Annotated in this window: 16 protein-coding genes and 2 pseudogenes; 5 read left to right on the forward strand and 13 right to left on the reverse strand. The window is 67.7% G+C overall.

Annotated features, from left to right (window positions below):
• Positions 1–41 precede the first annotated feature (41 nt).
• Positions 42–938, forward strand: a pseudogene (locus AC1DMQ_RS09695) (beta-1,6-N-acetylglucosaminyltransferase); the annotation flags it as partial.
• A 43-nt stretch (positions 939–981) separates the two neighbouring features.
• On the opposite strand, the pseudogene AC1DMQ_RS09700 reads toward AC1DMQ_RS09695, so the two are convergent.
• The 6 genes and pseudogenes from AC1DMQ_RS09700 to AC1DMQ_RS09725 form a co-directional block, all read right to left on the reverse strand.
• Positions 982–1,120: pseudogene (locus AC1DMQ_RS09700) on the reverse strand (hypothetical protein).
• 237 nt (positions 1,121–1,357) lie between these two features.
• Positions 1,358–1,726, reverse strand: a complete 369-nt coding sequence (locus AC1DMQ_RS09705) for a hypothetical protein (protein ID WP_477033349.1) — start codon at positions 1,724–1,726, stop codon at positions 1,358–1,360.
• A gap of 148 nt (positions 1,727–1,874) precedes the next feature.
• Complete coding sequence (locus tag AC1DMQ_RS09710) at positions 1,875–3,032, reverse strand: acyl-CoA dehydrogenase family protein (protein ID WP_477033350.1); 1,158 nt, start codon at positions 3,030–3,032, stop codon at positions 1,875–1,877.
• Between the two features lie 114 nt (positions 3,033–3,146).
• A complete protein-coding gene (locus AC1DMQ_RS09715; protein WP_477033351.1) occupies positions 3,147–4,361 on the reverse strand; it encodes an acyl-CoA dehydrogenase family protein in 1,215 nt (404 codons plus the stop codon).
• Between the two features lie 135 nt (positions 4,362–4,496).
• On the reverse strand, positions 4,497–5,390 hold the full coding sequence (locus tag AC1DMQ_RS09720; protein WP_477033352.1) for a nicotinate-nucleotide--dimethylbenzimidazole phosphoribosyltransferase: 894 nt from the start codon (positions 5,388–5,390) through the stop codon (positions 4,497–4,499).
• A gap of 51 nt (positions 5,391–5,441) precedes the next feature.
• The gene (locus tag AC1DMQ_RS09725) at positions 5,442–5,798 is read right to left on the reverse strand and encodes a hypothetical protein (protein ID WP_477033353.1); all 357 of its coding nucleotides are present in this window, start codon (positions 5,796–5,798) and stop codon (positions 5,442–5,444) included.
• Between the two features lie 106 nt (positions 5,799–5,904).
• Between AC1DMQ_RS09725 and AC1DMQ_RS09730 the strand changes: the two genes are divergently transcribed.
• Positions 5,905–6,162, forward strand: a complete 258-nt coding sequence (locus AC1DMQ_RS09730) for a DUF1289 domain-containing protein (protein WP_477033354.1) — start codon at positions 5,905–5,907, stop codon at positions 6,160–6,162.
• A 7-nt stretch (positions 6,163–6,169) separates the two neighbouring features.
• Here AC1DMQ_RS09730 and AC1DMQ_RS09735 read toward each other — a convergent pair whose 3' ends face one another.
• A complete protein-coding gene (locus AC1DMQ_RS09735) occupies positions 6,170–6,529 on the reverse strand; it encodes a hypothetical protein (RefSeq protein ID WP_477033355.1) in 360 nt (119 codons plus the stop codon).
• A gap of 275 nt (positions 6,530–6,804) precedes the next feature.
• Between AC1DMQ_RS09735 and AC1DMQ_RS09740 the strand changes: the two genes are divergently transcribed.
• Complete coding sequence (locus AC1DMQ_RS09740; protein WP_029915155.1) at positions 6,805–7,305, forward strand: TIGR02281 family clan AA aspartic protease; 501 nt, start codon at positions 6,805–6,807, stop codon at positions 7,303–7,305.
• 59 nt (positions 7,306–7,364) lie between these two features.
• On the opposite strand, the gene dusA is transcribed toward AC1DMQ_RS09740, so the two are convergent.
• From dusA to AC1DMQ_RS09760, 4 genes are all read right to left on the reverse strand, one after another.
• Entirely contained in the window at positions 7,365–8,369 is a 1,005-nt protein-coding gene (gene dusA, locus AC1DMQ_RS09745; RefSeq protein ID WP_477033356.1) for a tRNA dihydrouridine(20/20a) synthase DusA, read from the reverse strand.
• Between the two features lie 434 nt (positions 8,370–8,803).
• Positions 8,804–9,199 (reverse strand): hypothetical protein, encoded by a 396-nt coding sequence (locus tag AC1DMQ_RS09750; RefSeq protein ID WP_477033357.1) that lies wholly within the window; start codon positions 9,197–9,199, stop codon positions 8,804–8,806.
• Positions 9,192–9,413 (reverse strand): hypothetical protein, encoded by a 222-nt coding sequence (locus AC1DMQ_RS09755; RefSeq protein ID WP_477033358.1) that lies wholly within the window; start codon positions 9,411–9,413, stop codon positions 9,192–9,194. Before AC1DMQ_RS09755 ends, AC1DMQ_RS09750 begins: the two co-directional genes overlap by 8 nt.
• Positions 9,414–9,723: 310 nt before the next feature.
• Positions 9,724–11,412, reverse strand: a complete 1,689-nt coding sequence (locus tag AC1DMQ_RS09760; protein WP_477033417.1) for an adenylate/guanylate cyclase domain-containing protein — start codon at positions 11,410–11,412, stop codon at positions 9,724–9,726.
• Between AC1DMQ_RS09760 and AC1DMQ_RS09765 the strand changes: the two genes are divergently transcribed.
• Complete coding sequence (locus tag AC1DMQ_RS09765; protein ID WP_477033359.1) at positions 11,377–11,514, forward strand: hypothetical protein; 138 nt, start codon at positions 11,377–11,379, stop codon at positions 11,512–11,514. The genes AC1DMQ_RS09760 and AC1DMQ_RS09765 overlap by 36 nt on opposite strands.
• Here the strand turns inward: AC1DMQ_RS09765 and AC1DMQ_RS09770 are convergent.
• Together AC1DMQ_RS09770 and AC1DMQ_RS09775 are read right to left on the reverse strand one after the other, a co-directional pair.
• A complete protein-coding gene (locus AC1DMQ_RS09770; RefSeq protein WP_477033360.1) occupies positions 11,502–11,900 on the reverse strand; it encodes a hypothetical protein in 399 nt (132 codons plus the stop codon). The genes AC1DMQ_RS09765 and AC1DMQ_RS09770 overlap by 13 nt on opposite strands.
• Positions 11,897–13,960 (reverse strand): TIR domain-containing protein, encoded by a 2,064-nt coding sequence (locus AC1DMQ_RS09775; RefSeq protein WP_477033361.1) that lies wholly within the window; start codon positions 13,958–13,960, stop codon positions 11,897–11,899. Before AC1DMQ_RS09775 ends, AC1DMQ_RS09770 begins: the two co-directional genes overlap by 4 nt.
• A 136-nt stretch (positions 13,961–14,096) precedes the next feature.
• On the opposite strand from AC1DMQ_RS09775, the gene AC1DMQ_RS09780 reads away from it, so the two are divergent.
• Entirely contained in the window at positions 14,097–14,747 is a 651-nt protein-coding gene (locus tag AC1DMQ_RS09780) for a Crp/Fnr family transcriptional regulator (RefSeq protein ID WP_477033362.1), read from the forward strand.
• The last annotated feature ends 6 nt before the right edge of the window (positions 14,748–14,753 follow it).

The following is a 14,753-nucleotide window of genomic DNA, read 5'->3' on the forward strand; positions in this document are numbered from 1 at the left end:
CATTTTTTTGGCGCGCATGGCGTCATCCAGGAGCGTCAGCCTTGATCGCCTATCTCGTCCTCGTTCACCGCTATCCCGAGCAGTTCAAACGCCTCTTCAAGGCCATCCACGACCCCGACAACCAATACCTCGTGCACGTCGACAAGAATTCCGGGCCAGCCTTGGAGGCCGACATCCGCGGCTTCCTGGCGGCCTATCCAAACGCCGCCGTGCTGGAGGGCAAGAAGGCCCTGTGGGGCGGCTACAGCCTGGTCGACGCCGAACTGCGCGGCATGGCCAAGCTGCTGGAAATGGGCAAGGACTGGACCCACTTCATCAACCTCAGCGGCCAGGACTTCCCGCTGATGACCCAGAAGCGCATCAAGGCGTTCCTGACCCGCAACAAGGGCCAGGAGTTCATCCGCGTGCTGGATCAGGCAAAGGTCCGTCCCGACACCATGGGCCGGGTGCTGCAATATGTGGAGGAGCTAGGCGGTCGCATCATCGACACCCTGGCCACCCGCCTCTTCCTCGACGGCGCCACGCCCTATATCGGCACCCAGTGGAAGATCGTCAGCCGCACGTTCTGCGACTTCGTCTGTCACGATCCGTCGGTCGAGCGGTACAAGGCGTTCTATCGCAACACCTTCATCGCCGACGAAGGCTTCTTCCAGACCGTGATCATGAACACCACCGCCCATGGCGAGGTGGTCAATGACGACAAGCGGATGATCGACTGGATTCCGGACGGCGACATCAAGCTGCGCCCGCGCACCTTCACGGCCGTCGACGCCGTGCCGCTGACGACCAGCTCGGACCTCTTCGCCCGCAAGTTCGATACCGAGGTCGACAGCGAGATCCTCGACATCCTGGAGGCCCACCTGCGCACCCAGGACGTCGCCAATGTCGATCGGACCCCGGTTCGGGCTCCAGTCCTGGGCGAACTGCTGACCGCCTAGCCAGACGTCGGGCGGACGGGGAACGTCCCGTCCGCCTTCTCGCCTACTTCTTCGAACCCTTCGACGGCTCGGCGACCGGCGGCTTGGGCGTCTGCCTTCCTCCGACCAGCATCCCGCCGATCAGGGCGAAGGACAGCATGGCGTGGTTCATTCTCGATACGTTCATTGGCGGCGTCTCCCAGACTCGCTTGAAAAACCAACAGGCCGTTGGACCAGGAGACGCGCGCGGCTTACAGGGGCTCCCACCCTCCTAGTCGTCAGCGCGTCGTCGACAAGCATGCGCCGAGCGGAACAGGACGCAAGAAAAATCATCCGAACCCTGACGAAATCCGCGTACGGACGAACGGTTCGGAAGGCCCGATTTTCCCCGCTGGAGCAACGGTTCGCGCACGGAACGCCGCACTTTCCCGCCGGGCGATCTAGTGGATTGTCCGAGATTCCGGCGCGCCGAGCGGCTCAGGCTTGCCCGCCGCGCCGATGATCGCGGCGGCGGCGCGCAGCATGGCCTCGTCGATGCGCGCGACCTCGCAGCCGACCAGCTCGGCGGCCATCTCCGGCAGGTCGGCGCACAGCCGCAGCTGACCCGCGATCCGTTGCAGCACAAGGCCTTCCTCGAGGTCCGGATCGTTGGCGACCACGCCCACGACCAGCGAAAGCGCCACCTCCAGCCGGTCCGCCTTAGCCTTGGCCTCGCGTACCTGCTCCAGCAGAAGCTGGGCGCTGGCGTCCATGGCGGTCAGGGTTTCGGCCAAGGGTTGGGCCGTGTTTTCGAGGCGGGCGTCGGTCACGATGAGATCCAGCAAGTTGTCCTGCCGGGTTGAACGAACCCGCGCCCAGGAACAGGGCGAACAAAAGCCAAGACCGCAAAAGAAAAGCCGCCCGCGACGGCGTGTCGCGGGCGGCTCCTGCTCTTTTCGATGCTCGTCCGTAGGCGGTTTAGGCCGCCTTGCCGCTCACGGGGCCGAACGACAGCGATTCGTAGCGCCGCAGATGGTGGTCGACCGAGCCGAACAGGCCTTCGATGATCGAGGCGCGCTTGAAGTAGTGGCCGATCGCCAGCTCGTCGGTCATGCCCATGCCGCCGTGGATCTGGATGGCGTTCTGGCCGACGAACTTGCAGGCCCGGCCGATGCGGACCTTGGCGGCCGAGACGGCCTTGGCGCGCTCGGCGTCGCTTTCGTCCAGCTTGATGGTGGCCATGTAGGTCATCGACACGGCCTGCTCCACCTCAATGAACATGTCGACCATCCGGTGTTGCAGCACCTGGAAGTTGGAGATGGCGGTGCCGAACTGCTTGCGCTGCTTGGCGTAGTCCAGGGTGCCCTCGTGCAGCTTGCGCAGCACGCCCACGGCCTCGGCGCCAACGGCGGCAGTGGCCTCGTCCAGCACCTTGTTGACCAGGGGCAGACCGCCGCCCTCTTCGCCGATCAGGGCGTCGGCGGGGATCGAGACGTTCTCGAAATAGACTTCCGAGGCGCGGCCGCCGTCGACCGTCGGATAGTCGCGGGTGACGATGCCCGGCAGGGTCTTGTCGAGCAGGAACACCGACACGCCGCCGGTGTCGCGCTGGGCGCCGCCGGTGCGGGCGGTGACCACCAGGTGCGTGGCGAACGGCGCGCCGACCACCACGGCCTTGTGGCCGTTCAGGACGTAGCCCGAGCCTTCCTTCTTGGCCGTGGTCTTCAGGTCCTGCCAGGTGTAGCGGGCCTGTGGCTCGGCATAGGCGAAGGCGATCGTGGTCGTGCCGGCCACGATGCCCTCGATCACCGACGCCGCGCCGGCGTAGCCCGAGTGCTTCATGAAGCCGCCGCCGATCACCACGGTGCCCAGGTAGGGCTCGATGACCAGCGCCTTACCGAACTCCTCCATGATGATCATGTTGTCGATGGCGCCGCCGCCCAGGCCGCCCAGCTCCTCGCTGAACGAGGCGCCCAGGATGCCCAGCTCCTCGGCGAAGGCCTTCCAGTAGTCGGCGCGCCAGCCGCTCTCGGAGGCGACGATCTTGCGGCGGGTCTCGAAGTCGTACTTGTCCTGCAGGAAGCTCGCGACCGTGTCGCGGACCATCGACTGCTCTTCGGTGAAGTTGAAATCCATCCCAGGTTTCCCGTCTCTGTCTTGCCCCGCGCGGCTCGGCCGGCTTCGGGGTTGCGGTGATCGTGTCGGAAGTCGCGGCGAGCGGCCCGGCCGCCCGCCGTCGGGTTCGGGTCGCTAGAGCCCCAGCACCATCTTGGCGATGATGTTGCGCTGGATCTCGTTGGAGCCGCCGTAGATCGACGTCTTGCGGACGTTGAAATAGGTCGGGGCGGCGCGATGGGCGAAGTCGGGGCCGATCGGGTGGGCGTTGTCGCCGTCCTTGGGGAAGCCCCGGAAATACGGCGCGTCGTAGTGACCGGCGGCCTCCAGGACCAGCTCGGTGATCCGCTGCTGGATCTCGGTGCCCTTGATCTTCAGGACCGAGGATTCCGGACCGGGGCCCTTGCCGGCCGCTTCACCGGCCAGGGTGCGCAGCTCGGTGTATTCCAGGGCGGTCAGGTCGATCTCGAGATCGGCGACCTTGCGCTTGAAGTCCGGGTCGGTCAGCAGCGGCTGGCCGTCGTCGCCCAGCTCGACCTGGGCGATCTGGCGGATGCGCTCGATGCCGCGCTTGGAGCGCGCCACGCCGGCGATGCCCGAACGCTCGTGGGCCAGCAGGAACTTGGCGCAGGTCCAGCCCTTGTTCTCGTCGTAGATTCGGTTCTCTACCGGCACCTTGACGTTCTCGAGCCAGACCTCGTTGACCTCGTGCTCGCCGCCCAGGGTGATGATCGGACGGACCGTGACGCCCGGCGACTTCATGTCGATCAGCAGGAACGAGATGCCTTCCTGGATCTTCGCGACCGGGTCGGTGCGGACCAGGCAGAAGATCCAGTCGCCGTGCTGGGCCAGGGTGGTCCAGGTCTTCTGGCCGTTGACCAGGTAGTATTCCTTGCCGTCGTCGCCGGTGAAGCGCTCGGCCTTGGTCTTCAGGCTGGCTAGGTCCGAACCCGCGCCCGGTTCCGAATAGCCCTGCGACCACCAGATGCCGCCCGACAGGGTCGGCGGCAGGAAGCGTTCCTTCTGCTCCGGGGTGCCGAAGGTGTAGATCACCGGCCCGACCATGTTGATGCCGAACGGCAGGATCGGCACGCAGTCGGCGCGGGCGGTCTCTTCAGACCAAATGTAGCGCTGAACCGAGGTCCAGCCCGGGCCGCCGTACTTTTCCGGCCAGGCCGGGGCCACCCAACCCTTCTTGGCCAGGGTGCGGTGCCAGGACAGGAAATCGTCCTTGGCCATTTCCTCGCCCTCCTCCTGCTTTTCACGCAGGCCGGCGGGGTAGTTCTCGGCGATGAAGGCGCGGACCTCGTCGCGGAACGCGACGTCTTCGGGCGAGAAATCGAGGTTCATGGCGGACTCCCGGAAATCGGCCCTCTTCGGGGGCCGTCTTTGACTTTCGGGAGTCACCTTAGAGTTCGAACGAGCGTTTGGAAAGATGACCTTAGCGTCAACGTAAACATTGTTCAGGTTGCGCCGTCCGAAGCTCTAGCGGACCTCGCAGGCCAGCCGGACCAGGGCCAGGGCGGTGACCCCGCCGACGCCTTCTTCCTCGGCGAGGTCGAGGGCGATCAGCGGCCGCTTGCCCAGCGCTTCCAGCAGGCGGGCGTGGCCCTTGGCGGTTCCGACATGGCCGGCCTGGCAGTGGGCGACAAGGGCCGGGTCGATCGCGTGCAGCACCGCGGCGGCGGCGCAGGCGGCGTAGCCGTCCAGCAGCACCGGGATCTTCTGGACCCGAGCGGCCAGGATCGCGCCGACCAGGGCGGCGGTCTCGCGCCCGCCCAGTTGGCGCAGGGCCTCGAGCGGATCGGACAGGTCGCCCTCGCCTTTCGCGCGGTCCACGGCGGCGGCGATCGGCTCGGGCGCATCGCTCCAGTCAGAGGCCTCGCCGCCGAACAGGGCCAGGGCGATGGCGCCGGCGGCGCGGTCGGTCTCGGCGGCGATCACGCCGGGGATCAGCAGGTCGGGCTGCTTGGCCAGCGCCTCCATGCCGAAGGCCATGGTCGCGGCGCATTCCTTCTCGCTCATCGAGGCCTTGGCGGCCGCGTCGGGCGTCGGGCGGTCGATGGCCAGGTCGAAGGCTTCCAGCCCCGCGCCCTGGACGCCGGCGATGCGGCAGACATTGGCTCCGCCGGCGGCCACGGCCTCGAGGCGTTCGCGAGCATAGCCGCGCGGTCCCACGCCCTGGCGCGCGCCGGCATAGAGGGCCACGACCGGGCGCAGCACCGCCGGCGGCGTCTTGCCCGTCCAGTCCGTCAGCCAGGCCGAGATCTCGGCCAGGCGGTCGCCGCCCTCGAAACTGGGGGGCGGAGCGGCCGGCGCGTCGGCGGCCAGGCGGCGGATGTCGTCGAAGGGGGAAGCGGCGGGAGAAGAAGAGGTCATGAGGCGCGGACTTAAGCCAGCCCGCGCCCGATGCAAAGCCTGGTCGGTCGATCAGGCCCCGGCGGGACCCGCCGTCGAAGCGGTCGTGACCATGGCCTTGCAGGCCCCGTCGCGCTCGGCGACCAGCGCGTCCTTCTGCGGCCCCTTGGCCCGGTCGCCTTCGCTGCGGGCCGCGCGCTCGGCGGCCTCGGCGCGATCCTGGACCAGCATGTCGCGGCTCTTGCTCTGGACCTTCACGAAGGCCTGCAGCGCCGCGGCGTCGACGGAACCGAGATTGGCGGCCTTGCTCAGGCCCAGGCAGCGCGAGGCGCGCACCAGTTCGCCGTCGCTGATGCGGTCGGCGGCCAGGGCCGGAGCGGCGGCGAAGGCGCAGAGAGCGGCGGCCAGCGCCAGGTTCGACATACGCATGGATATCTCCTTGTGAAACGAGGAACGGGGAGGACGCGATTCACTGGAACAGGACGCCGAAGCGGCCGGTCTTGCGCGGCCGGCCCGGAACGGCGACATACGGGTCATGACCTCGGCCACGCCCCCGAAAGCCCCGGATGGGGAAACGCTGACTTCGGCGCCGCGCCCTCCCCGTCCGATCGCGACGCCTTGCGTCAAGGTCTGCGCTGTGGACGGACAGAGCGGCTTTTGCCTGGGGTGTCGGCGAACCCTTCCGGAGATCGCCGGCTGGGCCCGCCTGAGCGACGAGGAACGAGCGGCGATCATGGCCGCCCTTCCCCATCGCCCGGACCCGATGGCCAATCTGACGATCGGCCAGGGCTAGCGGGGTCTTAGTTCGACGTGTTGACGGCCGCGCCGGTCGTCGCGCCGCTCAGCCAGGCCGAGCAGGCGCCCGAGCGTTCAGCCAGCAGCTTGTCCTTCTTGGCGCCCTCGGCCTTGTCGCCTTCCTTCTGGGCGTCCGCGATCTTGTTCTTGGCCGAGACACGGACCGGACCCTCGCGGCTGGCGCCCTGGTCGCGCAGGAAGGCGTCGATGTTGGCGGTGTCCACCTTGCCCAGGCCCTCGGAAGCGGCGAGGCCGCGGCAGCGGGCGGCTTGCAGGAACTCGTAGTTGGTGGCGGAGGTGCCGGCCTGGGCGGCGCCGGCCAGGGCCGAGACGGCGACGACGCTCGCGACGATGATCGTTTTCATGGCTAATTCCCTCGATAAGCACTGAACTTGCGAGAGGTAATTTGCCGCAAAAACTTGCGACCCTTAAGTTAAATCGAAGTCATCTTGAACATTACGCAGATGTAACGATGTTATCGCTAAGTATTACAGTTTTTTAATTTGCCTATCGATTATCGATTAGTTAACTACGAACGGTCGCGCCGGGATCGATTCACCGGTTGAAAACCCATTCGCGACTATTCTCCCCGCAACGGTCGTAGAAACGGCCAGCAAGCCTGTATGGCGGGGTGACTTCGATGCTCAAGTTCGCGACCATCGCGATCGTAGGCGCGCTCTCGGCGGTCGGGGCGGCGAAAGCCGTCGTGTCGCTGGACGATCTGCGTCAACCCGACCTGCGCGGTCCCGCCCCCGTCGCGGCTTCCGTCGACGACGGCGCCGCCCAGATCGTCAAGGCCGCCGACGGCCACTTCTGGGCCGAAGCCAAGGTCGACGGCCGCGCCGTGCGCTTCCTGATCGACACGGGCGCCACCGCCGTCGCCCTCAGCCAGACCGACGCCAAGCGTCTGGGCATCGACACCAAGGCGCTGGACTACAACTACAAGGTCATGACCGCCTCAGGCGAGACCCGCGCGGCTTCGGTAAAACTGGCCAGCGTTTCGGTGGCCGGCGCCCAGGTGCGCGACGTCGAGGCCCTGGTGGTCGAGAAGGGCCTTGAGACCTCGCTGCTGGGCATGAGCTATCTGGGCCGGCTGTCCAGCTTCCAGGCCACCCCCCGCGCCTTGGTCCTGCGCTCCTAAGATTTCCCTTCGGAGCGTGACGGGCGCCGAAACCGGCATCCACTTTCGGCTGTCACGCTCTAGCCCGCGGCCGTTTCCAGCGTCCGGGCTTCGCGCGCGTCGACCGCTTGGCGCACGGCCGCCACGGCGCGGTCGACCACCTCCAGCCCGGCGCCGGCCGCGACGCCCTCGACCGTCAGGATCCGACGCCAGGCGCGCGCGCCCGGCAGTCCGTGGAACAGGCCCAGCATATGACGGCTCATCGCCGCCAGATGCACGCCCGCCGCCAGCTGGCTGGCCATGTAGGGCTTGTAGAGCTCGACCGCCTCGAAGGCGTCGACATCGGCGACATCCTCGCCGAACACTCGCCGATCAACCTGACCCAGGATGCCCGGCTCGTGATAGGCGGCCCGGCCCAGCATCACGCCGTCGACGTGTTCCAGCTGCTCCAGCGTCACGTCCAGGTCGGGGATGCCGCCGTTGATCACGATGGCCAGGTCCGGACGCTCGACCTTCAGGCGGTGGACCAGCGGATAGTCCAGCGGCGGCACGTCGCGGTTTTCCTTCGGCGACAGCCCCTTCAGCCACGCCTTGCGGGCATGGACCACGAAGGTGGTGACGCCGGCCTGAGCCGACAGGTCGACCAGCTCGAACAGGGCCTGTTCGGGATCCTGGTCGTCGACGCCGATCCGGCACTTGACCGTCACCGGCACGGACACCGCCGCGGCCATGGCCGCCATGCAGTCGGCCACCAATCGCGGCTCGCGCATCAGGCAGGCGCCGAACCGGCCGCTCTGCACGCGGTCCGACGGGCAGCCGACGTTCAGATTGATCTCGTCATAGCCGTAGTCCTCGCCGATCTTCGCGGCGGCGGCCAGGTCGGCGGGCTCGGACCCGCCCAGCTGCAGCGCCACCGGATGTTGGCCGGCGTCGAACCCCAGCAGCTTCTCGCGATCGCCGTTCAGCACCGCGCCGCTGGTCACCATCTCGGAATACAGCAGCGCCCGGCGCGACAGCACCCGATGCAGCGACCGGCAATGCCGATCACTCCAGTCCATCATCGGCGCAACGGAAAGCTTCGTCATAAATACTTGATTTTATTCATAATTTTGATCTGGAATCACGCCTTCGTCGAACTGGAGCGACTATTGCGCGATTTCAACGAGTTACAGGATTTCGCGTGCAATAACACGCCCGAAATCGCCCAACTTCACCGAGCGCGCCGAAGGCGGGCGAAGCTCTCACGGGCTTTCAGCAACGGCCGGTTCCGAAACCGATATCCGGGCTGGTGAACGACGATCGCGATGTCGTCGAAATGGGTCGGATGAGCGCGAACCGTTCGCCGGGCGAAACGGCGAAGGGTCCACGCCCATCCGACTGCCCTCCCCCAAGGGCAAGGCGGGGCGGTCAACAGGTATCGATCCGCCCGCCAAAAACTTCAGGCTCCGCTATCGGCCGCACCAAACTATACTGCGGCGCCAGAGCACCTTCCGGCGCCGCCGCGCGGCGCATCGTCAACTCATCCGGCCGACGGCGGGATCAGAATCTCTCCGCGCCCCAGCGCGTCGGTAATCATCCGGTTGGCCTTCTCGCATCGGCGTTCGCCGAGGGAAGAATCCCCCACGTTGCTCCACTGGGCCTCGACGCCAAGCTCGCGCGTGTCCGCTTCGGCGGCGGCCTGATCGATCGCGCGTCGGAGCTCGGCCAGCCGCCTGTCGGCTCCGGCCATGGTGACCCAGAAGCTTTTGTCCTGCTTTGCCGGCTCCCACACGCTCCCTGCGTCGGCCTCGGATTCAGGCGCGGACAGCGCCTCCCCCGTCCGGATCGGCGCGGCGGTCCCCTCGCCGCCAGTGATGAGGCTCTTGGCGCGGGCCAGGATGGCGCCAAGGCGCTTGAGCGGCGTCGAGCTAGGCAACCGCCCGGACCTTGTGCTCGTGGATCACCGAAGTCGCGAATTCCACGACCCTGTCGGTCAGGCCGGAGATGTCGTCTTCAGCGACGCCGTGATCACGGGCCCAGATTTTTATGGCGTGCCTGACGATGCCCGCGGCGGGATCGGCGGCGAGCGCGCTGGAGAATGAGTCGAGGGCGGTCTGAGGTCCTCTAAGGACAGCTGCGTCGAGAGACATGGCGAGGTTCCAGATGCAACGTTGAGAGACGTTCGGTCGGCGATTTCGTAGAGTATGGGGAAGACGGACCCGACCGATGGGGCAGTCGGGTCCGGAGGCGGCTTAATCGGCCAACGGTGCTTGGCCGAATGCGGTGTAGGTCGTAGCGACACTCCAGCGATGGCGATCGTCAGAGACGTTTTGCAGCCGCTCGACTGTGATCGTCGCGGCCTACGCTTGAAGGATGCCGAAGAGGTCGGCGCGCGGATGTGCGGATTTGCACATCGCCAGAAATAAAGGCGCCAGTTCACCTTGCCGCGGGAGGGGGCGATCAGGCTCGCGTGAGATTGAAGATCGGGGTCGCCGAAAAGCCTTTGCGTCCCCGGGTCCGCCCGACATAGCCGCAGCGCACGCGGTCGCCGTGGAAGACCGCCAGCGCTCCGGCCAGGGCTTCGCTCACACACGCCGAGCCGGGCGCGACGTCGGGCTCGATACGCGCGGCGACCACCACATGGGCGCCGATCACGGCCAGGGCCTTGGTCAGCGGATTGGTGCTCAAGTGCACCGGCCCGTAGTGCCCGCCGATCCTGAGGCCCAGGCTGCGCGGCAAGCCAAGAGCCCGAAGGTCCAGCGCCCGATGAGCCTCCTGAAGCGCCAGGGCCGCGACGGCGGCGTCGATCGGGTGGTCGAAGACCAGGAACACGCCGTCACCCCAGGTCTCGACGTGGAGCGGCGGCGCGTCGAGACCCGAGACGACCTTGGCCATCTGGCCCATCACGGTTTCGACGAAGGCCGGAATCTGGTCGTCGCGCAGAGCCCCGAACCCCTTCACGTCAGCAAAGAGCATGGCCTTCATTGCTCGTGCGGCCGGTGCGTCAACGTCTCGATCGGACAGCTTGGGCGGGCTGGGCGGCGGCCGCCGAACGGCGATGACCTCCTGCCGGCGACCGCCCTTCGCCCAATAGGCTAGATCCACCGCCACGCCGGCCAGCCCCTTGGTCTCGTGCCCGTCCCAGACCACCACCTGGATCGCCTCGGTCGATAGTGTCTGGGCGCGCAGCACCGCGCAGCCCATGGCGATCTGGCTAGCGTAGGCGAAGACCTGTTCGTCGCCGACATAGGGATCCTGCGAGGCGTAGCGCACGGACGTGGCGCGGGCGAAGCAGTGCTCGAAGCGCTCGACCCAATCGCGCCCGAACGGCGCGACCGACACAGCGACGAAGGAGGGAAGATTGACCGGCAGGACCAGATGCAGTTCGGCGCCGGCCTCCAGCAACGCCTCGGCGAAGACGATGTCGGCGCCGGCGGCCAGGCCGCCGTAGGCAAAGCCGATCCCCTGCTCGCGCACCACGCGGTCGGCCTCGTCACGCAGGTCGCCGTCCAATCCGCCGGTCAGCGCGCCTTCGCGCGAAGCGTTCAGGATGTGACCGGTGAAATGAGCGCAGACCGGCGGTCGAAACGGGGCCAGCCACGCGGGATCGACGCCGGTCTCGCGACACAGCATTTCCAACTGGCGCAGGGTCGAGGCGTGGGCGGCGAAGGCCCGCGGCGCGTAGGAAAGGGCCTCGGCCATCGCCGCCCGCGCCGCCTCCATATCGCCGGTCAGGAACCTCGCCTCGGCGCGACTGGCCGCCGTGTAGTAGGCCGCCTCCCCCGTCAGGCCCCGCGGCGGCGGAACCCGCAAGGCCGCCTGCGCCAAGGCCTCTCCGCCCGCCTGATCGCCGGCGACCAGCGTCATGGTCGCGGCGTTGACCGCGCCGTAAAGGCCGCCAAAGCGTTGGAAAAGCGCGTGGTAGCGGCGCGTGGAGGCCTTGGCGAACGCCGCCCGGCGCGGCCCGCGCGCGGCCAGGGCGACGTCCTTCAGGAGGCGCGCGCCCAAGGCGATGGCGTCGGGATCATCTTCAACCCGGTCCAGCCCCAGGCGAACATATTCGGCCCGCGCGAAATCGACGGCTCCGGCCCTAGCCAGGCAAAGGACCGCGGCATGAGCGATGTCGCGCGAAGTCTCCCCGGCTTCCAGCGCGGCGCGGGCGAGATCGTAGGCGGCGAGAATCTCGCCACGCCGGATCAGCGCGGCGAGCTCGTCCTTGTCGAAGACTTCGGGGTCGATCAGGGAATGTGACCCGCGCCGTTCTCGATCTTTGGATCCAAAATGATGTTCTGTTTGTGCGAGTCGGTCATGTACAGGCTGTAGATGTATTCGCCGACCCGATTGTCTTCATAGACAAGCGTGAAGCACGTGAAGGGCTTTTGCGGCACGTCGTAAAGCATTTCGATCCAGGTATAGCTGGAGAAGTTGATCCCGAAGTCGTCCGTGAAGACGATCGGACGCTTCTGGAACGTCCAGTCGACTCCGACGAGGTCGTCGCTCAGCCGGAAGACCAATCGGCTCGGAGCATCGAGTTTCAACGACAGCGGAACCGGATTCTGGGGATCGAGAACGTTCATGAAGTTGATGTTGTCGGCGATGCCGATGACCAATTCGATGATCGGTAGTGACTCTGTCATGTGGAAGCCCCTTGGACGGTGGCGCCAGCTAGAGGCGACTCTCGCCAGAATGCAAGGAAGCCGGGATGGGCGTAGCCCTGCTTTTTCAGGTCGCGCACGATCGCGTCGGCCAGATCGCGCCTCCCCTGGGCGAGATAGGCGCGCGCCAGGACGTCGCGCCCGGCCGGAGAGAGCGATCCACGCCGAGGTGACAAGGCCGAGATCGCCTCCGCCGGTCGCCCCGCCCCCAGGCGCCCCACCCCGTAGAGCACCGCCCGCTCAACCACGGCTTCGCGCGACGCCGGGGCGCGCTGCAAATGATCCAGCAGCGCCAGCGCCAGATTCCGTGTCCGTGCGGGGTCGCCGTCAAGCCGCGCCAGCATGACGCCCTGTTGGTCCAGCCGCCCGTCCAGGTCGGCGCGCCAGGCCTTGGCCTCGTCGCCCGTGCGCAGCTTGGCCAGCATGACCGCGGCCCGGGCGTGGGCGGCGCGCGCCTCGGGCAGTTGGCCCGACCAGGCCGCCAAGTCGACGGCGTCGATTTGCCCGATCAGCAGATATTCCAGCCATCGGGTGTTGGTCGGGTCCAGGGCCGCCAACTTGCGCAGCCCCTCCATGGCCCTGTCCGACCGCGCGCGGGCCTGCGCCGTTCGCCCCAGGTCCAGCTCCAGCCGGGCCAGGGCCAATTGGGCGGCCAGATGACGGGCGACCAGCGGCTTGTCTGCCGCCGCCTCAGCCGAGGCCTGGGCCAGCAGGTTGGCTCCGCTTTCACGCTCGGCATGGGCCTCGCGGAGCCGCCCCAGCTGGACCAGGGAATCGGCCACCCAGGCGTGGGCGTCCACGGCGTCGACCAGGCGGTCCTGGTCGATGGGCGCCCGGGCGCGTTCGGCCTCGAAGGCGGCCAGGGCGGCGCGGAAGGTGGTCAGCGCCTCTTCCGCCCGCCCTTGCTCCAGCAACAGGGTGCCAAGGTTGCTCTTGGCGTAGGCGACTTCCAGCCGCCAGTCGGCGCGGGCCGGATCGAGCCTCACGAGGGTCTGGGCGAGCTCGCCGTAGCGCTTGAAGCCTCGCTCCGCGCCGACGGCGTTGCCCTGGCGCCATTCCATATAGGCCAGCCAGTAGACGTTCTGCGCCTCGTCGAAGATCCGCTCGCCGTTGTTGGGAGCGCGGGCGGCCAGTTCGTGCGTGGTGGAGGCGGCCTGACCGAAGGCGTCGCGAGCCCCGGCCAGGTCGCCGCGCTGCTCCCGGATGGTGCCCAGCAGCGTCTGGGCCTTGGCGCGCTGGGCCAGCGCCCTATCGTCGAGCTGATCGGTGCGCGCCTTGCCGTAGTAGGTCAGCACCCTGGCGCCGACGCCGTCCAGGACGTCCAGACGGCCCACCGGCTCCAACTGCTCGCGCAGGTCACCCAGCATGTAGGCCACGAGGGCCTCGGTCTCGTCGCGCTGGTCGCGGGCGACCTGGCGGGACTTCAGGGTGGCGACGGTCATCGCCGCCATGGCCAGGGCCACCACCAGGGCCGCGGCGCTGAAGGCGGCCATCAACCGCATGCTGCGGCGGGCGTCGCGCTGGACCAGCTGGTCGAGGCCGACGTCCAGCAACCGGGCGGCGATCTTCAGCCGCGCAAGGCGCGGTCCGTCGGCGTCACGCCGCAGGTCCACGGCCAGGGGCTCCACGCCGCTCGGCAGGGCCGCCCGCAGGGCCGGCGGCAACACCTCGGCCAGGGGAGCGCTCTTCGGCGTCGCGGGCGTGAGTACGCAGAGAACCTGGCCAAGGCCGTGGTCCCTCAGGAAGTAGGCCACTTCCTGGTCCACCCACCGCGAGCCCGCCCCGGCCGGGGAGCAAAGCACGATCAGCGCGTCCGAGCGGTCCAGCGCATCGCGGATCACCCCGCCCAGATCGGGCGAAGCGCTCAGCTCCTCGCGGTCCCGGAAGATCGGCGTCAGCCGCCGCGTCGACTCCCCGCCGCCGATGGTGGTCAGGCGGCGCGGCGCACGATAGGTCTCCAGCGCGCGATGCAGCCATTCGGCGGCTTTGCGGTCCTGGTGGCTATAGCTGATAAAGGCGCGGTAGCGCGGTCGGCTGTCCATTCGTCGTCCCCAGATCGACTGTGCAGGAGCGTTTTCGATGGCCGTGATTCCTCCTTCGCCTCCGCCCCCTCCGAGCCATACGTCGGTCACGCCGCCGCCGGAAGGCGACTATCGCGCCAACAGGCTGTTCCGCTACATGGCGCGTGACGCGATCGAAGCCTTGGCGCCCCAGATCGAACATCTTCACTATGGCAAGGGCGAACTGATCGTCCAACGACTGGATGAGAACGGCGGCGTTCATCTGCTGCTGAAAGGCGCGCTGTTGGCCAACCAGTACGCTCGGTCGGGCCGCGAGGTCGGCTATCGGCGCATTTCGGCGGGCGGCTATTTCGGGGAAATCTCGGCGATCGACGGACTGCCCCGCTCCGTGAACATCGTGGCGCTGGAAGACGTGCGCGTCGCCCGCCTGCCTCAGTCCTTGATCCTGGATTTGTTCGAGCGCTCGCCCCCCTTCATGCGCGCGATGCTGGAGGACCTGGCGAGCCTGACGCGCTCGCTGACCGACCGGCTGTTCGAGCTGCACGCCGTCTCCGTGGCCTGTCGCGTCGATATCGAGCTTCTGCGCATGGCGGCTTCGGCGGGCGGCGACGGCCGGCAGGCCGTCATCCACCCCTGCCCCACCCATGCCGAACTGGCCGTGCTGGTTGGCAGTCAGCGCGAACCGGTGACGCGCGAACTGAACCGCCTGGCCGGTCTCAAGATCGTCTCCCAGGCCGGCCGCACGCTGCGGATCCTCGACCTGCCGGCCTTGGCCGACGAGATCGAGCGCATCGGCGGAGAGGTCTAGTCGCGA

Source organism: Caulobacter sp. 05L422, from assembly GCF_056397765.1.